The sequence below is a fragment of the Camelimonas lactis genome (genome assembly GCF_004342915.1).
Taxonomy (GTDB): Bacteria; Pseudomonadota; Alphaproteobacteria; order Rhizobiales; family Beijerinckiaceae; genus Camelimonas; species Camelimonas lactis.
In genome coordinates this window covers 279846-303204 of sequence record NZ_SLWL01000002.1, presented here as the reverse complement: position 1 = coordinate 303204, position 23359 = coordinate 279846, and the positions used below count along the sequence as shown (strand labels likewise).

Genomic DNA, 23359 nt, shown 5'->3' with positions numbered 1-23359 from the left:
CATCTGTCCATCCATGAGTGGCCAGCCGCATGCGAAACGCGGCGGCAGGGCGATGGAGAAAATGGCGCGCCGTTTAAATGCGCGTGCTCCAGGTTAAACGCGCGCGCCCGGACGGCGCGGCTTTCGGGCTGAGCTTCAGGCGCTTTCCGCCAGCATGGCTTCACGCTCATTGGCAAGGCGCACGAACCCCGTGACGGGGACCGTCTCCGGGCGGGCGGTCTGGTCGATGCCGGCGCGCGCCAGCAAGGCCAGCGGGTCGCCGCTTACCCCTTTGAGGCTCTGCCGCAGCATCTTGCGGCGCTGGCCGAACGCCGCCTGGGTCACCGCCTCCAGCGCCGCAAGCCGGCACGGCTCCGGCGTCGGGCGCGGCGTGATGCGCACCACGGACGACATGACCTTCGGCGGCGGCGTGAAGGCGGCGGGGGGCACGTCGAAGAGGATTTGCGCCTCGGTGCGCCAGCCGCACAGGACGCCGAGCCGGCCGTAGTCGTTCGGAGCCGACGGCCCGGCGACGATACGCTCCGCCACCTCGCGCTGGAACATCAGCGTCAGCGACTCCCACGCCGGCGGCCATGCCTCCGTGGTGATCCAGCCAATCAGCAGCGCCGTGCCCACATTGTAGGGCAGGTTGGCGACGATGCGCAGCGGCCCGGCGCCGGGGCCGGCGAGGGCGGCGAAATCCACCTTCAGCGCGTCATCGTTGATCACCCGCAGGCGCCCCGGATAATGGGCGGCGATCTGTTCAAGCGCCGGCAGGCAGCGCTGGTCGCGCTCAATGGCGATGACTTCACGGGCGCCGCCAGCAAGCAGGGCCCGGGTCAGGCCGCCAGGGCCTGGCCCCACCTCGATCACCGTGACGCCATCCAGTGGGCCGGAAGCGCGGGCGATTTTGGCGGTCAGGTTCAGGTCGAACAGGAAATTCTGGCCCAGCGACTTGCGCGGCTCCAGCCCGTGGGCGGCCACGACCTCGCGCAGGGGGGGAAGGGCGTCGATCATGGGCGGGCGGCTCCGCTGGCGCCGGCCAGTCGCCCGGCGAGACGCAGGGCGGCCATCAGGCTGTCTGGCCGCGCCACGCCCTTTCCTGCGATATCGAACGCCGTGCCATGGTCTGGCGAGGTGCGGATAACCGGCAGGCCGAGGGTGACGTTGACGCCCTCATCGAAGGCGATGGTCTTGATCGGGATCAGCGCCTGATCGTGATACATGCACAACGCCGCGTCATAGCCGGCGCGCGCCCGGGCGTGGAACATGGTGTCGGCCGGCAGCGGTCCGAAGGCGTCAATACCCGCGGCCTGCAACGCGGCGACCGCCGGCGCGACCACGGCGGCGTCTTCCGCGCCCAGCGCCCCGTTCTCGCCGGCATGCGGATTGAGCCCCGCCACCGCCAGTCTCGGGCGGGCGACGCCAAAACGTTGCGCCAGATCGCGCGCCACGATGCGCCCGGTCTCGATGATCGACGCTGTGGTGAGCCGGCGCGGAACCTCCGCCAGCGGAATATGAATGGTGACGGGAACCACGGCCAGTTCTTCGCACCATAACATCATCACCGGCGTCGGCGCCTGGCCGGCGTCGTCAGCGCACAGTTCTGCGAGGAATTCGGTGTGCCCCGGATGACGGAAACCGGCCGCGTACAGCACCGATTTGGCGATGGGATTGGTGACCACGCCCGCCGCCGCGCCGCTCAGCGCCAGGGCGACCGCCCCGGTAATGGCGGCGATGGTGGCCGCCGCATTGGCCGGATCAGGCTGGCCAGGAATAGCGGGCGCAGACGCTGCGTTCACCGGCAGCAGCGGCAGCCGTTCCGCCGGAAGCTCGCCGACGCCAGGAGGCGCGGACAGAACCGCGACCTCGACGCCCCGGGCGCGCGCCGCCTGGGTCATCGCGCTGGCGTCGCCAACCACAAAGAACGGCGGCAGTTGCTGGCGCTGAAGCCAGGCGGCCACGGCGATCTCCGGGCCGATCCCGGCGGGATCGCCCATGGTGAGCGCCAGCGCGCCGCCCTGCGTCATGGCGAGACGCCGTCGCGCGTCGAATTGCCGACCGACTGGCTGAGCTGCACCGCGCCCAGCGTCGTCAGCTCAAGCTTGAGCATGATGCTCTGGTTGTTGGTGCGCACGCCCGTGGTCGGATCGTTGTAGGTGTTGGTGTAGACCACGGCGAAGGTGGTGCACTCGTCCTGGTACTGCACGCCGAACGATGTGGAGGCGATCGAACCGAACGGCGCCTTGACGTAGCTGGTGGCCAGCGGGTTGGACATGAAGTACTGGCTGGCGTTCTTCTGGGCGCTCAGGTCGAACAGCACGCTGCCATTCAGGCGCCAGTTCTGGGTGACCTGATAGCTCAGCGACGGCGCCAGACCCTGGCGACGCACCGCATAGCCCAGCGCCGGCTGCGCGGCGTACTGACCATAGGTCAGGCTGGCCTGCATGGCGCCGAAGTTCATGCTGCTGGTCAGCTCCATCCGCTTCAGCGCGAAGGTTTCCTGGTCGAATCTGCCCCGCGCGGTGAACGAATAGCGGCTGTTGGGCTGGATATGGACGCGGCCCACATAATCGGACGCCTGGCGGTCGAGGCCGGAGTCGAGGCCGGTGTTGCTCGGGTCGCGATAACCTTCCGAGAAGGAGTTCTTGCCGGCGAGCTGCACCGACTGGCCGAACAGCATGTCGGCGTAGGCGCCGCCTTCGGTGGTCACGGCGTATTTCAGGCCGTAGTTCAGGCGCACGCCGCCTTCGACGCGGTCATAGCCGGAGAACTTGTTCCACTCGAACAGGGTCGTGTCGTCGAACACCAGGCTCTGGGCGTCCTCGTTCGGCAGCTTGCCGATGCGCGTCTCGTTGGGGCGCGCCACGATCTGGGCGATGGGCTCGATGGTGTGGGTCAGGCCGCCCGAGGTCGTCGCCACGAAGGGGTAGCGATACTCCAGGCCCACCGCCGGCATGACGCGGCCGAGCACGTCCGGATCAGGATCCATGAAGTTCGGGATCTTGCTGTTCAGCGGACCGTCCAGATCGACGCGCGTCCAGGTTCCGTCAACCCGCATGGAGGCGAACGGCATCCACACCTGGCCGAACGGGTCGATGAACTTGCGCTTCCACGACACCTCGGCGCTGGCGCGTGAATAGGTTCCGGCCATGCCGCGCATGATGCAGCGGCCCTTCTCGTAGACGGCGCAGTTCGAATAGTAGCCGAGCCAGTTGTTCAGCATGTCCGGCGTCTGCTGGAAGAACGCCTGGTCGCGGCTGAGGCTGGTGACATTGGTGTCGACGGTGATCTGGCCGCCAAGCCATTCCGGCGCGTTGAAGGACTTGTTGTAGTCGAGCACCGGGTGGACCACCGGCTGCTGCTTCTGCCAGTCAAGGCTCGACAGGGCCTTGAAGTAATAGGCGCGCAGGTCGAAGAAGCCCTGTTCCCCCTTGCCGGTGAGAAATACCGTCGAGGTCGATTCACGGAAATAGGTGGTCGAGAGGCTTTCCGACTTGATCTTGTAGTTGTCGAGGAACCACTTGTCGCTCAGCAGGGCGACATCCCAGCCGTACTGCCATTTGTCGTTGATGTAGAAGCGGCCGGCGCTCTCGATGGAGCCGCGGAAGTCCTTGTCGCGCGGGCCGATGGGCGAGGCGAGAAAGGCGTCCTTGTCCTGCTGGAAAATGCCCGCCACGCGGACGTTGTAGCTGCCGGTTTCGAGCCGGTGGCGCCATTCGGCCATGCCCAGGAAGCCCTGCCGCGTCATGTAGGTCGGCGTCAGGGTCAGGTCCATGTTGGGGGCGATATTGATGAAGTACGGCAGCGCCACGCCATAGCCGGTGGCCGAGGTCGCGATGAAGCGCGGCGACAGGAAGCCGGTCTTGCGCTTCACCGTCGGATCCGGCGCGGACATGTACGGAATGTACGCCATCGGGATGCCGGCGAACTCAATCGTGGCGTCCTCGTAATAGATCATCCGCTCTTCGTTCTTGTGGATGATCTTCGCGGCGCGCACCTGCCACAGCGGCGGCCTGTCCGGCTTTTCGGCGCAGGGTTCGCAGGCGGTGTAGGTGCCCTTGTCGAACACCATGGTTTCGCCGGCGGTGCGCTCGGCCCGGGGGGCGGTGAAACGGGTGGTGACGGTTTTGCCGGCGAACACGCCCGTGCGCTTCACGCGCAACGAGTCGATGAAGCCGTCCTTGAAATTGTCGGTGAGTTCGAACCGGTCGCCGGTGATGACCGTGCCGTCCGCCTCGGTGATGCGGGCGTTGCCGGTGGCGAACACGCGGCGGGAGTTGCGGTCATAGGTGACGGAATCCGCCTGCAGGGTGCGGCCCTGGTAGTACAGGTGCACGTCGCCCACGGCCGATACCGTGTTCTTGTCGTTGTTGTAGACCAGCTCGCCCGCTTCCACGAGCAGCTTGTCCTTCTCGCCCGATTGCTTCTGTGACTTCGCTTGCAGCGCGTCGTTCAGGGTCTGGGCCGACAGGACGCACGGGGCCGCGCTCGTCAGCAGAACCGCTGCGATCGCCCTCAACGCAACCATGCCAATCCGTGACTTCATACTGCCGTTCCATCCCGTCCGCGGGCGAGGACTTCAAAGTCCGCCGTGGACGCCGTGTGCTGGGACGTCGCCTCGCGGCGGCGGCCGGTTAAGCGTGGGCGCTGTCGCGCCGGGGGTCCTTCGCCAGGGACCTTTGCGCCAAGGACCTTTGCGCCAGGGACCTTTGCGCCAGAAACCCTGGCGCGAATGGCCCCTGGACCCAGGCGGTTGCGCGCGGGGCCGTCCGCCCCGGGCGCCCGGGTTCAGCCGTCCTCCTGATAGAGGAGGGCGAGCACGCCCAGGAGCGCGCCGGTGACCGCGGGGAACCAGGCGGCCACCGCCGTTCCCAACATACCGGAGCCGCCAAGGTCCTGCATGAGCTCAGTCGCCACATAAAGCACGAAGCCGGCGACGACACCACTGAGAACCATTTTGGCGACGCCACCAAATCGGAAAAACCTTAAGGAAAATGACGCCGCCACGAGCACCATCGCGACAAACAGCATCGGCCGGGCGATCAGCACGTCGAGCTGGAGCCGGTAAGCCGTTGCATCCAGACCAGCTTTTTCCGTGCGCTCGATAACCTGTGGAAGTTGCCATAAAGGCACGCTTTCCGGCGGCGTGAACGCCTGCCGCACCTGATCGGCGTCGAGCGAACTGGCGATCCGTTTCGTGGAAAACGGCTGCGGCGGCGCGCCCGCCGAGATCACCCGGCCATCGGCAACATTCCAGTAACCATGTTCCAGGGTTGCGGTCCTGGCCTCGATGCGATCGCGGAAGCTGCCGTCCGGATTGAAGTTGAAAAACGTCACCCGGTTGAGGGTCGTGGAGTTCTCGATCACCTGGTCGGCGCGGATGATGACCTCGCCCTCCGGCCGCCGCTCGCGCAGCCACTGCTCCTTGCCGGGCTGGAACTTCTGGCTCTTGGCGAAAATGCGGGCCTCCACCCTGGAGGCGTGCTGTTTGAGATGGGCGGCGAAGGGATTGTAGACGGTGATGGCGACGATGCCGACCAGCAACGCCACCAGCACGGGCGGTTGCAGGAACTCCCACGCCGACACGCCGGCGGCGCGGGCGATCACCAGCTCCAGCTTGCGGCTGAGGTTGAGCAGCGTCGCCATGGCGCCGAACAGGATGGCGAATGGCAGCACCTGCTCCGCCACCGCCGGGGTGCGGAACAGGGCCAGCATCGCCATCATCGAGGTGGAGGCGCCCTCGGCGTCGCCGGCCCGGCGCATCAGCTCCACCAGGTCGAGGGTGTAGATCAGGGCGAACACCGTGCCGAAAACGATCAGCACGGCGCGGATGAAATGGCGCGCGAAATAGCGGCCAAGCGTGGGTCCGATGATCATGCGCGGGGGGTGCTCATCAGGCGCGCCGCAGCGGCAGGGCGGGCAGGCGCGCCGCAAGGCGCGCCCGTGCGGCGTCGAGGCGGTCGGTCAATACGGCGACCCGGTCGGGGAAAAAGATCAGCAACAGGGCGAAAAAACTCCCCAGCAGCGGCGCCGCGTAGATGCCGATGACGCCCGCCGGCGAGCGCACCGCCGCCGACGAGGCGAGGAAGCCCAGCACGCGCACCGCCACCACGCCGACCAGCGCCATGATCATGGCGAAGCCGCGCCCCTGGCGGGTGGTGCGGGCCTGGCCCAGGGCGGCGAAGGCGATCAGCATGAAGGCCACCGGATAGAGCGGCGCGGCGAAGCGGTCGTGCAACTCGGCGCGGAAGCGGCCGGCCTGCATCTTGTAATAGCCGTCGTTCACATTGGGGTTGAGCAGGTCCGAGGTCGAACGCTCGCGCGGCTTGTACACGACTTCGCCGCCTTCGCCGCCAAATGCTGAAAGATCAATGGCGTAGCGGTCGAAGTTGACAATCGAGTTGTCGCCGTTACCGCCGTCCTGACGCTGGATCGAGCCTTTCTCCAGCACCAGGTAGCTCTGGCCGTCCAGCTCCACCGTCTGGCCGCGCTGGGCCAGATAGATCGAGGTCTTGCCCTGCTCGCGCCGGTCCTGGAAGAAGATGCCGAGCAGCGTGTTTCCCTGCCGTTCCCGGTAATGGAAGGTCACGCCGCTATCGAGCGCCGTGAACTGTCCCGGCTTGACGATATTGGCGACGAAATCGGCGCGGATGTTGGTCACCAGGTCGCGCAGGCCCTGGAAGCTGTTGGGCATCAGCCAGATGGTCATCCAGCCCGTCAGCAGCGCCACCGCGAGGGAGGCGTAGCCGAACGGCCGCAGCAGGCGGCCGGGCGATACGCCCGCGGCGCTCATGACGATCAGCTCCGAGTCGCCGTTCAGCTTGTTCAGGGCGTAAACGGCGCCGATGAACAGGGCGACCGGCGCGATCACGGTGATCAGCGCCGGCAGCGACAGGGCGGTGACGGTGAAAAACACCCAGATGGTCTGGCCCTTGCCGGTCAGCAGGTCCATCTGTTTCAGCGCCTCGGTGATCCAGATCACCAGGGTCAGCGCCAGCAGGCAACTGATGAAGCCGGTCAGGACGTTCCGGAAAATATAGCGTTCGATCAGTGTCATGCGGCGTGCTCTGGACCTTTTGCCCCCTGATGGCGCAAGCTTCCGTTCAGGTTTGACGGGCATGTCGCGACAGGAGCTGCCGCGACGGCGGTTTCAGGCGTCATGGTAATCGCGCCGCCTGAAGGAAACGTTGTCGCCGGAATGGCGTCGCTCCGGCGAAGCCCCTGTTGAAGAGCCCGTGTCTCTTTGCTTCAAATGCATCCCACTGCCTGTAGCCTGGCGCGGGCGTCACGTTAAGAGGGGCGGCGCCTGTCCGGGGCTGTGTGTCCGGGTCGGCCGGCTTGCGGCGGAAGTTGCGCAAGCGCAAAAGGCCTTTTCAAGGCGCCGCGCTCCGGGCGCTTCGCTGGCCCCGGGGGCGTCGTCAAATGCGGATGGCGGCGCCTTACGGGCGCCGGGCATGCGGTTATAAGTATGTCATGGTTGGGCGTGGAAGCGGTCGGGGCGGCCTGGTTTCGCGTCAGGGAATGCAATTCAGCAGGAAAGACCGGAGCCCCAGACGGAGCCCGGCCCGGATCGAGGGTTTCATGAGCGATCGTATCAAGGTTGATTTCCGGAGCGTCGAGCCGATTGTCGGCGGCGATGTGGTCGTTTTTGTTGGCGATGATCTGAAGCTGACGCCGCTGGCCCAGGATCTGCTGGGCGCCGCCGCCCAGGCGCTGGTGTCGCGCGCCGCCGCCGTCGAGCGCTTCAAGGGCAAGGCGCGCGGCGCCATGGTTGTCACCGCGCCGGCGGGAATCACCGCTGACCGGCTGGTCGTCGTCGGCCTTGGCGACGCCCGCGCCCGCGCCAGCATCGATTTCACCCGCCTCGGCGGCGTGGTCATGGGCAAGGTCGGCGCTGGCCGCGCCGCCCATGTGGTGTTCGACTTCCCGGCGACGGGCGCGGGCGACCAGAAAGACGCGCCTGACGGCGCCTCGGGGAAGGACGGGAAAAAAGCCGCGAAAAAGGCCGCCAAAAAGGGCGCCGCGACTGGTGACGCCGTGTCCGGCGCGTCGCCGGCCGGCGCGGGCGCGGCCGCTGATTTCGCCTTGGGCCTGCAACTGCGCGCCTATCGCTTCGACCAGTACAAAACGAAGAAGAAGGATGACGACAACGGCGCCTCGGGCGGCGATTTCGCCATCTATCTCGCCGACCCGTCCGCCGCCCGCAAGGCCTGGCGCGCCCGCGAAGCGGTGGCTGGCGGCGTCATCCTGGCGCGCGACCTGGTCAATGAACCGCCGAACGTGCTCTACCCGGAGGCCTTCGCCGACCGCGCCGCCAGGCTGTCGAAGCTCGGCGTCGAGGTCGAGGTGCTGGATCAGAAGCAGCTGGCCAAGCTTGGCATGCGGGCGCTGCTCGGCGTCGCCCAGGGCTCGGCCTTCGCGCCGCGCGTCGTGGTGATGCGCTGGAACGGCGGCCGCTCCGGCGACGCGCCGGTGGCGTTCATTGGCAAGGGCGTCTGCTTTGACACCGGCGGCATCTCCATCAAGCCGGCCGCCGGCATGGAGGACATGAAGGGCGACATGGGCGGCGCCGCCTGCGTCACGGGCCTGATGCACGCGCTCGCCGCCCGCAACGCGAAGGTCAACGCCATCGGCGTCATTGGCCTTGTGGAGAACATGCCCGACGGCGCCGCCCAGCGCCCCGGCGACATCGTCACCTCAATGTCCGGCCAGACCATCGAGATCATCAACACCGACGCCGAGGGCCGCCTGGTGCTGGCGGATATCCTCTGGTACGCGAAAGAGCGCTTCAAGCCGCGTTTCATGATCGACCTGGCGACGCTCACCGGCGCCATCCTGGTGTCGCTGGCCCACGAGCACGCCGGCCTGTTCGCCAACGACGATCCGCTCGCCGGCCAGCTGTCGGCCGCCGGCGAGGCGACCGGCGAAACCGTCTGGCGCATGCCGATGGGCGATGCTTTCGACAAGATGATCGATTCCAAATTCGCCGACATGAAAAACACCGGCGGCCGTTTCGGCGGCTCGATCACCGCGGCGCAGTTTCTGAAGCGCTTTGTTGGCGACACCCCCTGGGCGCACCTCGACATCGCCGGCGTCGGCATGGGCCCGCCGGCCAGCGACATCAACCAGTCGTGGGGGCCAGGCTGGGGCGTGCGCCTGCTCGACCGCCTGGTGGCAGATAATTACGAAAACTGAGGCGCGGCGCCCCCTGTCGGGGCGGGAGCGCCCTGACAGGCGGCGGGAAGACCCGGACTGGCGGGCGCAACTCCGGCGCCTGCCTTCAGGGCGGCCCAAAGGAACGGACCACGGATGGCGGAAGTTCTGTTCTACCATTTGCAGCGGCAGCCCGTTGAGGCGGTGTTGCCCGGGCTGCTGTTGCGCAGTCTGGAGCGGGGCTGGCGCGTGGTGGTGGAGGCGGGCGATGAGCAGCGCATGGCCGCGCTCGATGATCACCTGTGGACGTTTTCCGACGACAGCTTCCTGCCCCACGGTTCCGCCCGGGAGCCGGACATCGCCAGCCAGCCGGTGGCGCTGGTCTGCGAGCCTGGCAATCCCAACAACGCGAACGTCCGCTTCCTGGTCCATGGGGCCCGGGCGCCGGACGATCTTTCGGCCTGGGAGCGCGTCGTGCTGATGTTCGACGGCGCCGATGAAGCAGCGCTGTCGGCGGCGCGCGAGGACTGGCGCAAGGTGAAGGCGCTTGGCGCTGATGCGACCTATTGGCAACAGAACGATCAGGGGCGCTGGGAGAAAAAGGCCTGAGCCGGCCCTGGTTGCGCGCGCCAGCTGGAGCCGCCCGTCAAACTTCCGCCCCTGAATCGGGGCAGGGTTCCTGAACAGTCATATGAAGTCCCACGCAGTTCGCGGCTGTCGCACCCCGTTCTTGCCGGAGCCGGCTGGCATGGTGGATCCCATCCGCGATCCCATATGAACGGTGAGGCCGCTTCCGGCAGGCGCACGCCGTCCATTGTGCGCCGCGAGCGGTTCCCACGTCAGCTTCTCAACCGAAAGGAAGGCCATGCAGCCGGTCGATCGCCATTGCCGCCACGCGCGGCGGACGGAAACCGTGAAAACCGTGCTGGCCGCCCTGATGGTCGCCGCGATGCTGACCGGCCCAACCCTGTCTGGCGCCCACGCCGCGGACGAAGCGGCCGCGCCGGCGGCTGGCCCATCATCCCCCGCACAGCCCCAATCCCAATCCCCGTCGCAGGACGCCAGCGCGGCGCGCGAACGTCTGCCGGCGCCGCGTAGCGTTGTTCGCGAAATCGATATCGCCGGCAAGCCACTGCGCTACGTCACGACCGCCGGCAGCATTCCGCTGCGCGACGCCAACGGCGCCTTGCAGGCCGAGGTGGCCTACGTGGCCTACGTGCGCCGGGATGCGGACGACAAAGCCGGCTCGGGCAATGGTTCAAAATCCGCCAGCGACGGGGCGCGGGGAAGCGCGGCGGCGCGACCCATCACGTTTGTGTTCAACGGCGGCCCTGGCGCTTCGTCGGCCTGGCTCAACTTTGGCGCCCTTGGCCCGCGCACCGTCAGCTTCGGCAATCAGGGCGATGCGCCTTCCGATGCGCCGCTGTTGCGCGACAATCCTGAAACCTGGCTGCCGTTCACCGATCTGGTGTTCATCGATCCGCCCGGCACGGGCTTCAGCCGGCTTGCCAGCGACAAGGAGGCGTTGCGCAAGAATTTCTGGTCGGTCGACGGCGACATCAAGGGGCTGGCCCGGGTGGTCAGCCGTTATCTGACGGACACTGGCCGGCTCACGTCGCCCAAATATCTCGTCGGCGAAAGCTATGGCGGCTTTCGCGCCCCCAAGCTGGCCAGCGCCCTGCAGACCGGCGAGGGCATCGGCGTCAACGGCGTGGTGATGCTGTCGCCTGTGCTTGATTTCGCCCGTCTTGGCGCCCAGACCGATCCGGTGATCGGCCAGGCGGCGCTGCTTCCGTCCATGGCGGCGGCGCGGCTGGAGCGCGACGGCAAGCTGACGCCGGAGGCGCTGAAAGCGGCGGAGGATTACGCGCGTGGTCCCTATGTGGCTGATCTGCTGCGTGGACCGCGCGACGCGGACGCCCAGCGCCGCATCAACGCGAAGGTGGCGGAATTCACCGGCCTCGATCCGGCGCTGGTGGCCCGGCTTGGCGGACGCCTGGACGGCCGCACGTTTTCGCGTGAGTTCCGGCGGGACGGGACCGGCAAGGGCCAGAACGAGGTGGTCAGCCAGTATGACGGCAATGTCAGCGGGCCCGATCCCTGGCCCATGTCCCTGATGGCCCGCAACGAAGATCCGATTCTCGACGGCGCCCAGGCGCCGCTGGCCAGCGCGGCGGTCGATGAAATCACCCGCACCATCGGCTGGCGGCCGGAAGGGCGCTATCACCTGCTCTCCGACCGGGTCAATCGCGGCTGGGACTGGGGAGGCGGCTTGCGTCCGCCCGAGGCGCTCTCCGACCTGCGCGCCGCGCTGGCGCTTGATCCGAAGATGAAAGTGCTGGTCGTTCACGGCTATGGCGATCTGGTCACGCCGTACTTCCAGTCGAAGTTCGACCTGGATTCCCTGCCGGCCATTGGCGGCGCCGACCGCACGCCATTGCGCGTCTATCCTGGCGGCCACATGTTCTATACACGCGAATCTTCGCGCCGCGCGTTCCTGGAAGATGCGCGAAAGCTGTATCCTGCAGGGAAGGCGGCGGAAACGCCGGGCGCCGCGCCAGAGCGGGGCCGCTGAGGCTGCGTCCCGCGCCAGCGCGAACGCGTCCGGCCGGAGGGACAGGACAACGCCCGGGAAGCGCGTCTGAAAAACGTCGCGCCCTTTCCGCAACCACATGAAGGATCATCAGGTGCAGTTGGATCACGCGCAGTTTGATCGCTCGCAGCCCGGTTTGGCCAGTCTCGTCCCAACCATGGTTGGGGAACGCCGCGCGGGTCAGCGCCGCGTGGCGGCGGTGATCGCGCCGGCGCTGGCGGTCGCGCTGGCGGGCTGCTCCTACAACATCAGCGCCATTGGCGTCGCCAATGACCGCAGCGCCTCGGCGTCAGTCGGCTCGGGCGGCGTCCATGCCCAGCAGACCGGCCCATCCGGAACCTCGGTTTACAGTTCGCCAGCCCCTGCGCCCAATTACGGGCCGGTGTTGCGCGCTGACGGAACCTGCTCGCAGCCGTTCGCCGGCCCGGCTCCGGCCGCTATCGTGCCGGGGATCAGCGAATGCGCCCTGGTCGCCGCCAAAGGCGCGCCGGTCGACGTGCTGGTTGGCGGCAGCGGCAAGGGGCAACGCGAGGTTCAGGTGCTGTATCAGGAGCCGACCGGAAAAAAGGTCTATCTGTTCTCCGACAACAAGCTGGTGCGCATCGTCGAATGACCGGACGGCGCTGCGTCCCGCCTCGGACGCCTGCCGGCGCCGCGATCACCCACGACACGCCGGCGATCCGGTCGCCCACAAGGCTCCCCCCGAGCGCTGATCACGCCCCCGCCGGGTCATGACGCGCGCGTTCTGGCCATCCACGAAAGCCATCCACGAACGCTGGCTCGTGCAAATGGTCGCCCCCGGTCGGCGGCGCGTGGGCGCCCGCGGCAAGCGGCCATGACGCGGTCAGGGTTGTCATGGCGGCGTCGCCCGGGCGAAGCGCGGCCGCCGCCTGTTGAATGGCAAAAAGGCACGCGGCCATCTTGCTGCTGGGCCTGGCCAGGGGGCAGCCGCCGTATGGCGAAGCGTCCGCGCTTAGCCGCCGCTCTCCAGCTGCGACGAGATCTCCAGCCATTCCTCCTCGGCGGTGGCTATGGCCTCCGCTGCGTCGGCCCGCATTTTCGCCAGCTCCGCCGCCTTCGCCGGATTCTTCGCGAAGGCGTCGCCTTCGGCGAGCGCCGCGTCGACCTTGTTGACGGCGGTGGTCAGCTTCTCGATCCGCGCCTCCAGCGCTTCCAGCCGCTTGCGCAGCGGCGCCTGGGCCTGGCGGCGCTCCGCCGCCTGCCGGCGGCGCTCCGCCTGTTCGTTGCCCTGGTTGTCGGCGCGGGGTTTGCCCGCGTCGGCGCCGCCGAGCACCAGGGCCCGGTAGTCATCCAGATCGCCATCAAATGGTTTCACCGAGCCGTTGGCCACCAGCCACAGCCGGTCGACGCAGGCCTCGACCAGGAAGCGGTCGTGGCTCACCAGCACCACCGCGCCAGGATAGTCGTTGATGGCCTCCATCAGCGCCTGGCGGCTGTCGATGTCCAGGTGGTTCGTCGGTTCGTCGAGGATCAGCAGGTGCGGCCCGTGGAAGGCGGCGAGACCCATGGTGAGGCGGGCGCGCTCGCCGCCGGAGAGCGACGACACCGGCGTGTCCGCCTTCTGCCCCGGAAAACCCATCTGCGCCGCCCGGGCGCGGATTTTCGCCTCCGGCGCGCCGGGCATCAGCACGGCCACGTGCTGGAACGGCGTGTCGTTGATGCGCAGCACGTCGAGCTGGTGCTGGGCGAAGAAGGCGGTTTCCAGCTTGCCCGAACGGGCCATGGCGCCGGAGAGCGGCTGCAACGAGCCGGCGAGCAGCTTGGCGAAGGTGGATTTGCCATTGCCGTTCTGGCCGAGCAGGGCGATGCGGTCGTCTGGCGCGATCGACAGGTTGAGGTTCTTCAGCACCACGCGCTCGCCATAGCCGGCGGCAACGCCCTCCATGGCGATGATCGGCGGCGACAGCGGCCGCTCGGGACCCGGCAGGCTGAACGGCAGCACCGCCTCGTCGGTCATGGCGGCGATTGGCTCCATCTTCTCCAGCCGCTTCAGCCGTGACTGCGCCTGCCGCGCCTTGGTCGCCTTGGCGCGGAAGCGGTCGACGAACGCCTGCATGTGCTTGCGCTCATTCTCCTGTCTGGCGCGCAGGGCGTTGTTTTGCGCCATCTTTTCCCGGCGTTGCCGGTCGAATGAGGTGTAGCCGCCGCGATACAGGGTCAGCTTGCCCCGGTCGAGGTGCAGGATGTGGTCCACCGCCTCGTCGAGCAGTTCGCGATCATGGCTGATCACCAGCGCCGTGTGCGGATAGCGGCCGAGAAAGTCGTAGAGCCACAGCGTGCCTTCGATATCGAGATAGTTGGTCGGCTCGTCCAGCAGCAGCAGGTCCGGTTCGGCGAACAGCACCGCCGCCAGCGCCACGCGCATGCGCCAGCCGCCGGAGAAGGAGGAGCAGGGCCGCAGTTGCGCTTCCGCGTCAAAGCCGAGGCCGTGAAGGATGGCCGCCGCCCGAGCCGGTGCGGAATGGGCGTCGATGTCCACCAGCCGCGTCTCGATCTCGGCCCGGCGCATCGGGTCGGTTGTCGTCTCCGCCTCGCGCAGCAGCGCCGCGCGCTCCGTATCGGCCGCCAGCACCACCTCCACCAGCGGCTCGGGGCCGGAAGGCGCTTCCTGCGCCACCGCGCCGATGCGGCGATGACGGGGCAGGGAGAACGCGCCGCTTTCGGAGGAAATCTCTCCGGTGAGCAGGCGGAACAGGGTGGACTTGCCGGCGCCGTTGCGACCGACGAAGCCGACCCGCGCGCCATCCGGTATGGCGGCGCTGGCGCTGTCGAACAGGATGCGGGGGCCGAGACGGTAGGTCAGGTCGCTGATGGTAAGCATGGCCGGGTTTTGGCCCCGGCCGCGCCGTCGCGCAAGTCGCAAAAACCGTCTGGGCGTGTCGTGAAACCGCCTGGGCGCGCGCCGGCGCGCCTCCAGCCGTCGCGGCGCTGCAAGGTCGTCGCCGCGTCGTGGCCCACGAAGGTGGTTGACAGGCTGTGGATGACGCATGGTGCGCCATCTGGCGCGATTTGATGCGCCCTGGACGCCTGACTACGCGCACCTGCGTGAACAAAACTGCATTCTCATGTAGTGCCAGTGACCTATGTCAAAGTGTCGCCGTGTTTGCGTCACGCTTGCGCCCACTGCCGCCATCTATCTATTCCTGTTGATAAGTTGTTGATTCGCAGTGGTTCCCATGATCGTCCGTCGCCTGTCCACCGATGCGCTGTTTCTGGTGCTTTTCTGCCTCGTCCTCGGGACGCTGGTGCTGGCGCAGACGTCGGTGCGCGCCTTTTCCGGCGCTGGCGGCCGTCCCGGGGTGGTGTCCGCGCCGCCAGCCTGCCTGGAGGGCGTCGCCTGCACCGCCCAGCATGGGCTCGCAAAGACACGGGTGGCTGTCGTGCGCGTCTGACGCGTGGCGGGCGGCCAGGCTGGCCCCCCTTGCATGATGCGAATTTTCTGGACCCGATGGGGCGCGCCCCGTCGGGTTTTTTCGTGCGACGCCGGTTTTTTAGCGGAGACAGGCGTTCAGAAGCGTCACAGGCTTGACGCAACCGCCACGGGAAACGACGATGCGCGTCAATCACGGATCATGAGACGTATGCGCGAGCCGATTCCGGCGCGGCGCGGGCGTTTCCCATGCTTCGGAGGTCTGGCGAGAGGCGGTTGACGGATTGCGTGGAATTGCCGCTGCGTAACCGGCCGGCTCCAGGGGTCCGCACGTTGATATCCTTCTCCCGCATTCCATTCTTCAAGGACACCGGACTTGATCTGGCGCCTTTCGAGCCGCGTTGCCGGTGGCGCAAGTTCGACGTCGACGAAATCCTCGTCGACTTCGAGGACAGCTCCACCGACGTGTTCTTCATTGTCGCCGGCGACGTGCGCATCCTGAACCGCACCCTGGCGGGCAAGGAGATCATTCTGGGGGAAATGCGGGGCGGACAGTTCTTTGGCGAACTGTCAGCCATCGACGGGGTGGGGCGCTCGGCCAATGTCACGGCGCTGACCCGTGGGGAAGCCTGCATTGTCCCGGCGCCGGTTTTCCGTGAAATGGTTTACGCCTCGCCCGCGCTCTCCGAGCGGGTCATGCGCATGCTGGCGGGCCGGGTGCGCGAACTCAACGCCCGGCTGATGGAGCAGTCGGTGCTCGACCTGCGCCACCGGCTTTATTCGGAGCTGCTGCGCCTGTCGACGCCGCGGCCGGGCCACGAAGGCGAGCGGGTGGTGACGCCGCCGCCTTACCACCACGTGCTCGCCGCCCGGATCGGTTGCCGGCGCGAGCAGGTGACGCGCGAATTCACCCACATGTCGCAGGAAGACCTGATCGAGCGCACCCGCGGCGCGCTGGTGCTGAAGAAGCCGCAGGTTCTTGAGGCGCGCGTCGTCCAGGCCCTGCGCGAGAGCGACTGACGCGGCGGGCTTCCGGCGCCGCCGCCCGTGTGTTCAAACGCCCCTATTGCACGCGCGTCCAGGTCTGGCTCTTGCAGATCAGGCCGCCCATGACGCAGCCCTTCAGCTTCAGCTCCGTCGCGCTGACCGGTTGCAGCTTGCCTGTATAGGTCTTGCCGTCCATGGGGTTGTACAGCTGGCCGGAGTAATTGCCGTCGGCGCCGCGCTTCATGCCGGAGATCATCTGCACGCCGGCAAGGCTCCGGTCACGCTTCGCCGGATCCGGGTTTTTCGCGTCCCTGGCGCCGTTGCGGGTCCATACGATCAAGCCGCACCACGCGCCGCCGCATGGGCTGATCTTCACGCGTGTGTCGCCGGAGCTGGTGAGCCAGACGCCGTTGACGTCAGCGGTCTGGCCAATGGCGCCCGTGGCGCCCAGGGCGGTGAGAAGTCCGATGCCGGCGACGGCGCCGCGAAAGATGACTGGAAGCATGATTGTCTCCACGCGCAAGCTTTCGTATCTCGCCGGAACGGAAATCCTTCCGGTTTTGCAGCCTGCACGCCGTAATGAACGGGCTGGCGGCGCTGGTTACAAGCTGGATTTAAGTCGAATACGCTGATGTGACCCGGAAAATCTGGCGGCCGCCGCGTCGCCGCCGGCCGTGATGCCGGCGTGGGAATCAGCCGCCATGCGGCGGCGGCGCTGCTTGCCGCAGCGTGGGCGCGCGGCTATAAGGCCTGACTTTTCTGTCTTTCTCTCACTTCTGGACGAGTATTACGCATGGCCCTCGAGCGCACCTTCTCCATCATCAAGCCGGACGCGACCGCCCGCAACCTGACCGGCGCCGTCAACGCCGTCATCGAAAAGGCCGGCCTGCGCATCGTCGCCCAGAAGCGCATCCAGATGACCCGCGCCCAGGCCGAGGAATTTTACGGCGTTCACCGCGAGCGTCCCTTCTTCGGCGAACTGGTTGACTTCATGATCTCCGCTCCGGTCGTCGTGCAGGTGCTGGAAGGCGACAACGCCATCGCGCGCTATCGCGAAGTCATGGGCGCCACCAACCCCGAGAACGCCGCCGAGGGCACCATCCGCAAGCTGTACGCGAAGTCGGTTGGCGAGAATTCCGTGCATGGCTCCGATGCGCCGGAAACCGCGAAGGTTGAAATCGCCCAGTTCTTCGCCGGTAACGAGATCGTAGGCTAATCGACCTACGCTTGACGGGTCGAAAGGGGCGGCTCATACCGCTTGTTGCAGTATTCGGCGTAAATCCCGGCATGCCGGTGCGGTTTTTCGGGTTTACGTCTGCGACGGGGCGGCGTCCTGGCGGCGTCGGCCTTGGGGCGCGCTCCGGTTCGCCGGGGCGGCGGCTCAGCCTGTGTCATCATGAACAGAGCCGCTCCCGTTCGGGGAGCAGGAGAGCAATCGTGCGCATCACGACCTTGTCGTTTATCGGGTTCCTCGTTGCTTCCGCCGCCGCGCATGCCGCCGGCAACCCCAGGGCTGTGAACCAGTTGCCGCCAAATGATCCCACGGCGGCGAAACTGACGCCGTATGAGATTACCCTGCGCGCCTTCGACGCGTGCCTCATCACCCAGTCGCGCCTGCTCGGCACGACCCGTGAGGCGGTGCACACGCCGTGCAGCTGCTACGCCCGGCGCACCATCGCCAACATGACGAAGGATGAGCTGAACGCCTTCCGCCGGACCGGCTACTTCAACGACAGCGCCCAGGCCAAGGGCCTTGAGGCGATCGACTACTGCAAGCTGAAGCGGCCGATCTGAGCCAGCGCGCAAGAGTTGACAACAAAAACCCGGTGGGTGAGCCCACCGGGTTTTTTATGGTCTGGACAAGGGGGCAGGCCGGCATGCGCATGGCGCGGTCGCGCGGCGCAGATCCGCGCCGTCTGGCGCCGTCAGGTTTCGTCCGCGAAAACCGTCGCCCGGGCCATGGCCTGCGCGTCCTGGTACATCACCCGGCCGTTCTCGAGCCATGCGGCGCCGCTGGCGATCAGCTCCAGCGCGCGCGGATACAGCCGGTGTTCCTGGCGTAGCACCCGGGCGGCGAGTTTGTCCGGGTCGTCGCCGGCCCGCACCGGCACCACGGCCTGGGCGATGATTGGCCCGACGTCGAGCACGGGCGTGACGAAATGCACCGTGCAGCCATGCACGCGCACGCCGTCGTTCAGCGCCCGCTCATGGGTGTGCAAGCCGGTGTAGGCCGGCAGCAGCGAGGGGTGAATATTCAGCATGCGGCCGTCCCACGCGCCAACGAACACCGGCGTCAGCACGCGCATGAAGCCGGCCAGGCACACCAGCTCCACGCCGGCGTCGCGCATGCGCGCGTCCAGCGCCCGCTCGAAGCTTTCGCGATCCTTGCCATAAGGACGGTGATCGACCACGGCGGTGGCGACGCCCTGGCTGGCCGCGGTGACGAGCCCGGCGGCGTCGGCCCTGTTCGACATGACCAGCGAGATTTCGGCCGGAAAGGCCGGATCGCTGGCGGCGGCCAGCAGCGCCTCCATGTTGGAGCCGCGACCGGAGATCAGCACGCCGATGCGTTTGCGCGTCATTTTGGGGCGCTCACCGGAACAGCCGGCCGCGCGTGGCGACCCGCTCGCCATCGCCGCTCCAGGCGGTCAGTTCGCCGAGCACGACAGCCTTCTCGCCTTCGCCGAGCAGGGCCGTGCGCACGGCCTCCACCTTGTCCGCCGCGACCACCGCGACCATGCCGACGCCGCAGTTGAAAGTGCGCAGCATCTCGCTCTCGGCGATATTGCCCGCCTCCGCCATCCAGCGGAACACCGGGTGCGGGTCAATGGCGTCGAGGTTCAGCGCCACGCCGCAGCCCTCGGGCAGCACGCGCGGAATGTTGTCCGGGAAGCCGCCGCCGGTGATGTGGGCCAGGGCCTTGATGGCGCCGGTCTTGCGAATGGCGGCGAGCAGCGGCTTCACATAAATGCGGGTCGGCGTCAGCAGCGCCGCGCCCAGGGACTTTTCCGGGGCGAACGGCGCCGGGGCCGACCAGTCGAGGCCCAGATTGGCCGCCAGGCGGCGCACCAGCGAGAAGCCGTTGGAATGAACCCCGGAGGAGGGCAGGCCCAGCAGCACGTCGCCAGGGCGCACGTCGTCATGCGGCAAAAGCTGGCCGCGCTCGGCCGCGCCAACAGCGAAGCCGGCGAGGTCGTAGTCGCCGTCCGCGTAGAGACCAGGCATCTCGGCCGTCTCGCCGCCGATCAGCGCGCAGCCGGCGTCGCGGCAGCCCTGGGCGATGCCGCGCACAATCTCCACGGCCGCCGCCGGGTCGAGCTTGCCGGTGGCGTAGTAATCGAGGAACAGCAGCGGCTCGGCGCCCTGGACCACCAGATCGTTGACGCACATGGCGACCAGATCGATGCCCACGGTGTCGTGGATGCCGGTGTCGATGGCGATCTTCAGCTTGGTGCCGACGCCGTCGTTGGCGGCGACCAGGATGGGATCATTGAAACCCGCCGCCTTCAGGTCGAACAGACCGCCGAAACCGCCGATCTCGGCGTCGGCTCCCGGGCGCCGGGTTGAGCGCACCAGGGGCTTGATCGCGTCGACCATGGCGTTGCCGGCGTCAATGTTGACCCCGGACTGGGCGTAGGTGAGGCCTTCTGCTTTCTGCTCAGTCATCTGTCTCGTGCGCTCCGGTGTTGGGGGGCAGGTACGACGGCGGGCGGCAAGGCGCAAGGGTTGATGCAAGGGTTCATGACGGATTCATGTGGCGCCGCCCTGGTTTTCGCGCGGATTTTCCTGCGAAAATCGCTCTGGCGGCCGTCCAGGGCCGCCTGCGCCTGCCCTGGGCGCGCGCGCCCAGTCTGCCATAAACGGCGCCGCGCGCCGGATGAAATTTTCCGCGCTGTCGCGGCCTCGCGGGATGCCCCCCAGGGAAGATCCCCGGGGCGATCTGGCGGACCTTTGGCGCCATGCGCCCGCCGCGTTGTGACGTGATATGCGGACGCCGGCGGGGACAGGCAGGCGGACGGCGTTGCGGGCCGGTCACCGCGTGCCATACCATCAGGGCGGAGGATGTATGACGATTCCCAATCTGATCACCGTCGCCCGGTTGCTGATGGTGCCGCTGGTCGTCGTGATGATCGGCGCGGGGCACTGGGCCGCCGCATTCGCCATCTTTCTGCTGGCCGGCGTGTCGGACGCGATCGACGGCTTCATTGCCCGGCGCTGGGGCATGCAGTCGGAGCTTGGCGCCTACCTCGACCCGCTGGCTGACAAGGCGCTGCTGGTGTCCATCTATGTCGCCCTCGCCATTCACGGCGTATTGCCGGGCTGGGTGGCGATCGTCGTCGTGTTCCGCGACATCATGATCGTTGCGGCGCTGCTGCTGTCGATGCTGCTGGACAAGCCCATGGAGGTGCGCCCGCTGATCGTCAGCAAGCTCAACACGGGCGCGCAGATCGGCTTCGCGGCGCTGATGCTTGGCTCCAACGCCTTCGGCGGCGCGCCGCCGCTGCTGGTGGAGGTGGGGCTGATGCTCACCGTCGCCCTGACCCTCTGCTCGGCCGGCGCCTATCTTGTGTTATGGTTGCGCCATATGGCCGCCTGAGGCGGCCCGGAGGACCGGGCGGGCGCGCCCAGGGGCGTTTCGCCTGATCTGGCGGCGTCAGGTCAGATTTTGCTTGCAGGTCCCGCCGCCACTGGCCGGACTGTCGCCGCCACGTCGGTCAGGGAGCAGTGATGCAGGTCAGTCGGGGCAGATTCTGGATCGGCGTGCTTGTCGCCGCCGCGCTGTTTTTGTGGCTGTTTGGCGGGGCCATGTTCCCGTTCGTGGTCGGCATGGGGCTTGCTTACCTTCTGGACCCGCTCGCCGACCGGTTACAGCGCCTGGGCATGAGCCGCATCCTCGCGGCCTGCGTCATCCTGCTGCTGTTCGTGCTGCTGGTGGTGCTGGCGTTGTGGATCCTGGTGCCGGTGCTTGCCCAGCAGGTGGCGGGCTTCCTCGACAACATGCCGCGCTATTTCGCCCGCCTGCACGACCTCGGCAACGCCTATGTGCGGCCCCTGTTCCAGCGCTTCGGCGTGGAGCAGGCGCTCAATGACGCGCAAACCTCCGTGGGGCAGATTTTCTCCCAGGGCGCCTCCTGGGCCGGCGGGCTGCTGAAATCCGTGTGGAGCGGCAGCCAGTCCGTGCTGGGCGTCGTCGGCCTGGTGGTGATCGCCCCGGTGGTGGCGTTCTACATGCTGATCGACTGGGACCGCATGGTCGCCGCCATTGATTCCTGGGTGCCCGTTGGCCAGCGCGAAACCGTGCGCACGCTGGCGCGCGATATCGATCGGGCGATCGCCGGTTTTGTCCGGGGGCAGAGTCTGGTCTGCCTGTTTCTTGGCGTGTTCTATGCGGTTGGTCTCAGTATCGTCGGCCTGAACTTCGGCGCGCTCATCGGTCTTGGAACCGGGTTTTTGACCTTCATTCCCTATGTGGGCTCAACCCTCGGCCTCGTCGTGTCAATGACCGTGGCCATCGTGCAATTCTGGCCGGAATGGACATGGATTGTCGCGGTTCTGGCGATTTTTGTCGCCGGCCAGTTCATCGAGGGCAACATCATCTCGCCGGTGCTGGTGGGCGACGCCGTTGGCCTGCATCCTGTCTGGCTGATGTTCGCGCTGGTGGCCTTCGGTTCGCTGTTCGGCTTCATCGGCGTGCTGATCGCCGTGCCGGCGGGCGCCGCCATTGGCGTGCTGGCGCGCTTCGCCCTGCGCAAATATCTCGCCAGCCCCTATTATCATGACGAGGATCGCGCGCAGCCGCCGCGCATGGTCTCGCCGCCGCGCGGCGAAGGCTGAGGCCGGAAAGCGGGGCGCCGTTGTGGATCAGGCTGTTGAACACGGCGGGAAAAGCCGCTTTCACGGCCACGGGGCTGGCCTCGACAAATCGCTTTGGCCATTGTGAGCCGGCTGGAAGCCAGGCGCCTGATCTTCCCGTTTTGACGCCGCCGCCCTGATGTGGCCACGGGGATCAGGGAGAATGCGTTCGGTTTCAACCCTTTGCTGGCGCGGGACCGGGCCGGATCAGGATATTGGCCCGGTCTTTTTGAACTGGCGCGATTTTTGGGCGCGACGTGGCGTTCGTCGCGCTGGAAAACGCTTTACCGACTGCGCGAACAGGAAACGACCTGGTGTCTGAAGCCGCCGCCCAACTGACCTTGTCCTGGCCCATGCCGGACAGCTTCGCCGAGGAGGATTTTCTCGTTGGCGCGGCGAACGAGCAGGCCTGGGACATGCTGGCGCGCTGGCCGGCCTGGCCGGAGCCGGTCTTGCGCCTGTCAGGCCCGGCCGGGGTTGGCAAAACCCATCTGGCGTCGATTTTTGCCCGCCGCGTCGGCGCCCGCTGGCTTCCGGACGCGGCCATGCGCAGGCATGATGGCGTTGCGTCGCTTGCGCACGGTGATTTTGACAATTGTCGCCCAATTGTCATCGACTCATGCGATGCGGCGCTGGTCGATGAGCACGCCCTGTTTCATCTTTTGAACCGGGTGCGGGCGGAGGGGGGCGCGGCCCTGCTGGTTTCCCGCAGCGCGCCGCAGCATTGGGGCCTGAAAACGCCGGATCTGGTGTCGCGGTTGCGCCTTTGCCCTGTGGTTGGGGTTGATGCGCCGGACGACGCCCTGTTCCGGGCCATTCTGGTCAAGCTGTTTCACGACCGGCAGCTGGCGATTGACGTCAGTGTCGTCGACTATCTGGCGCGGCGGCTTGACCGTTCGGTTTTGCTGGCGCGCGATCTGGTGGCGCGCATCGACGCCCGGGCGCTCGCGCTGGGGCGACGCGTCTCCCGCGTGCTGGCGGCGGACGTGTTGCGCGAGGCGAAACCGGACGCGCAGGATGGCGAGGATCCCATGGCGATCTGAGCACCTGCCGCCGGGCGCATCTGAAATTGAGGATATGCGCCGGCCAGGCGTCTGGCCTGGGCGGCGGGCAGGAGAGCGGCAGTGGATACCGAAGACTCACGTGATCGCCCGGCGCGGACTGATGGAGCGCACGCTGGCGTTTCCATTGATGCGGGGACGCCGGAGGATGACGCTGCGCAGGCCCATGCAACGCCCGCCCATGCCACGCCCGCCCATGCCACGCCCGCTCCGGGCCCGGTGAAAGAGCAGGGAGCGACGCCAGCAGCGGAGACGTCCGCCCGTCCGGGCGCCTCCCATGGCGCCGCCGGCTCCGCGTCTGGCGGCCGGAGCCGCACGATCGGCCGCGCCCCGTCCGGC

At 67.5% G+C, this 23359-nt stretch carries 20 protein-coding genes; 11 read left to right on the top strand and 9 right to left on the bottom strand.

Annotation, left to right across the window (positions count from 1 at the left end; genetic code table 11):
* Positions 1-135: 135 nt before the first annotated feature.
* The 5 genes from rsmA to lptF form a co-directional block, all read right to left on the bottom strand.
* Positions 136-996, bottom strand: a complete 861-nt coding sequence (rsmA, locus tag EV666_RS04335; RefSeq protein ID WP_132003619.1) for a 16S rRNA (adenine(1518)-N(6)/adenine(1519)-N(6))-dimethyltransferase RsmA — start codon at positions 994-996, stop codon at positions 136-138.
* The gene (gene pdxA / locus EV666_RS04330; protein ID WP_132003616.1) at positions 993-2009 is read right to left on the bottom strand and encodes a 4-hydroxythreonine-4-phosphate dehydrogenase PdxA; all 1017 of its coding nucleotides are present in this window, start codon (positions 2007-2009) and stop codon (positions 993-995) included. The genes rsmA and pdxA overlap by 4 nt, the downstream gene beginning before the upstream one ends.
* On the bottom strand, positions 2006-4528 hold the full coding sequence (locus tag EV666_RS04325) for an LPS-assembly protein LptD (protein WP_132003613.1): 2523 nt from the start codon (positions 4526-4528) through the stop codon (positions 2006-2008). The genes pdxA and EV666_RS04325 overlap by 4 nt, the downstream gene beginning before the upstream one ends.
* 242 nt (positions 4529-4770) lie before the next feature.
* Positions 4771-5859, bottom strand: a complete 1089-nt coding sequence (gene lptG / locus EV666_RS04320) for an LPS export ABC transporter permease LptG (RefSeq protein WP_132003610.1) — start codon at positions 5857-5859, stop codon at positions 4771-4773.
* Positions 5860-5875: 16 nt separating this feature from the next.
* On the bottom strand, positions 5876-7039 hold the full coding sequence (lptF, locus tag EV666_RS04315) for an LPS export ABC transporter permease LptF (protein ID WP_132003607.1): 1164 nt from the start codon (positions 7037-7039) through the stop codon (positions 5876-5878).
* 524 nt (positions 7040-7563) lie between these two features.
* Here lptF and EV666_RS04310 point away from each other — a divergent pair.
* From EV666_RS04310 to EV666_RS04295, 4 genes are all read left to right on the top strand, one after another.
* Positions 7564-9177: a leucyl aminopeptidase gene (locus EV666_RS04310; RefSeq protein WP_132003604.1), complete on the top strand. Its 1614-nt coding sequence runs from the start codon at positions 7564-7566 to the stop codon at positions 9175-9177.
* 114 nt (positions 9178-9291) lie between these two features.
* Complete coding sequence (locus tag EV666_RS04305) at positions 9292-9744, top strand: DNA polymerase III subunit chi (RefSeq protein ID WP_132003601.1); 453 nt, start codon at positions 9292-9294, stop codon at positions 9742-9744.
* A gap of 256 nt (positions 9745-10000) precedes the next feature.
* On the top strand, positions 10001-11710 hold the full coding sequence (locus EV666_RS04300) for a S10 family peptidase (protein ID WP_207906327.1): 1710 nt from the start codon (positions 10001-10003) through the stop codon (positions 11708-11710).
* Between the two features lie 112 nt (positions 11711-11822).
* On the top strand, positions 11823-12341 hold the full coding sequence (locus tag EV666_RS04295) for a hypothetical protein (RefSeq protein ID WP_132003598.1): 519 nt from the start codon (positions 11823-11825) through the stop codon (positions 12339-12341).
* Positions 12342-12701: 360 nt separating this feature from the next.
* On the opposite strand, the gene EV666_RS04290 is transcribed toward EV666_RS04295, so the two are convergent.
* A complete protein-coding gene (locus tag EV666_RS04290) occupies positions 12702-14570 on the bottom strand; it encodes an ABC-F family ATP-binding cassette domain-containing protein (RefSeq protein WP_132003595.1) in 1869 nt (622 codons plus the stop codon).
* Positions 14571-14925: 355 nt separating this feature from the next.
* On the opposite strand from EV666_RS04290, the gene EV666_RS04285 reads away from it, so the two are divergent.
* Positions 14926-15141 carry a hypothetical protein gene (locus EV666_RS04285; protein WP_132003592.1) on the top strand — a complete coding sequence of 72 codons (216 nt, stop codon included), beginning with the start codon at positions 14926-14928 and terminating at the stop codon, positions 15139-15141.
* 227 nt (positions 15142-15368) lie between these two features.
* A complete protein-coding gene (locus EV666_RS04280) occupies positions 15369-16139 on the top strand; it encodes a Crp/Fnr family transcriptional regulator (RefSeq protein WP_132003589.1) in 771 nt (256 codons plus the stop codon).
* 43 nt (positions 16140-16182) lie between these two features.
* Here EV666_RS04280 and EV666_RS04275 read toward each other — a convergent pair whose 3' ends face one another.
* Positions 16183-16611: a DUF2147 domain-containing protein gene (locus EV666_RS04275; RefSeq protein WP_132003586.1), complete on the bottom strand. Its 429-nt coding sequence runs from the start codon at positions 16609-16611 to the stop codon at positions 16183-16185.
* Positions 16612-16899: 288 nt separating this feature from the next.
* On the opposite strand from EV666_RS04275, the gene ndk reads away from it, so the two are divergent.
* The gene (ndk, locus tag EV666_RS04270) at positions 16900-17322 is read left to right on the top strand and encodes a nucleoside-diphosphate kinase (RefSeq protein ID WP_132003583.1); all 423 of its coding nucleotides are present in this window, start codon (positions 16900-16902) and stop codon (positions 17320-17322) included.
* Positions 17323-17543: 221 nt separating this feature from the next.
* On the top strand, positions 17544-17900 hold the full coding sequence (locus EV666_RS04265) for a hypothetical protein (RefSeq protein WP_132003580.1): 357 nt from the start codon (positions 17544-17546) through the stop codon (positions 17898-17900).
* A 131-nt stretch (positions 17901-18031) separates the two neighbouring features.
* Here EV666_RS04265 and purN read toward each other — a convergent pair whose 3' ends face one another.
* Together purN and purM are read right to left on the bottom strand one after the other, a co-directional pair.
* The gene (gene purN, locus EV666_RS04260; RefSeq protein WP_132003577.1) at positions 18032-18688 is read right to left on the bottom strand and encodes a phosphoribosylglycinamide formyltransferase; all 657 of its coding nucleotides are present in this window, start codon (positions 18686-18688) and stop codon (positions 18032-18034) included.
* 10 nt (positions 18689-18698) lie between these two features.
* Entirely contained in the window at positions 18699-19772 is a 1074-nt protein-coding gene (gene purM / locus EV666_RS04255) for a phosphoribosylformylglycinamidine cyclo-ligase (protein ID WP_132003574.1), read from the bottom strand.
* A 400-nt stretch (positions 19773-20172) separates the two neighbouring features.
* Between purM and EV666_RS04250 the strand changes: the two genes are divergently transcribed.
* The 3 genes from EV666_RS04250 (at position 20173) to EV666_RS04240 (ending at position 23002) form a co-directional block, all read left to right on the top strand.
* Entirely contained in the window at positions 20173-20703 is a 531-nt protein-coding gene (locus EV666_RS04250) for a CDP-alcohol phosphatidyltransferase family protein (RefSeq protein WP_132003571.1), read from the top strand.
* Positions 20704-20834: 131 nt separating this feature from the next.
* A complete protein-coding gene (locus EV666_RS04245; protein ID WP_132003568.1) occupies positions 20835-21941 on the top strand; it encodes an AI-2E family transporter in 1107 nt (368 codons plus the stop codon).
* Between the two features lie 332 nt (positions 21942-22273).
* Positions 22274-23002 carry a P-loop NTPase family protein gene (locus EV666_RS04240; RefSeq protein ID WP_132003565.1) on the top strand — a complete coding sequence of 243 codons (729 nt, stop codon included), beginning with the start codon at positions 22274-22276 and terminating at the stop codon, positions 23000-23002.
* Positions 23003-23359 lie beyond the last annotated feature (357 nt).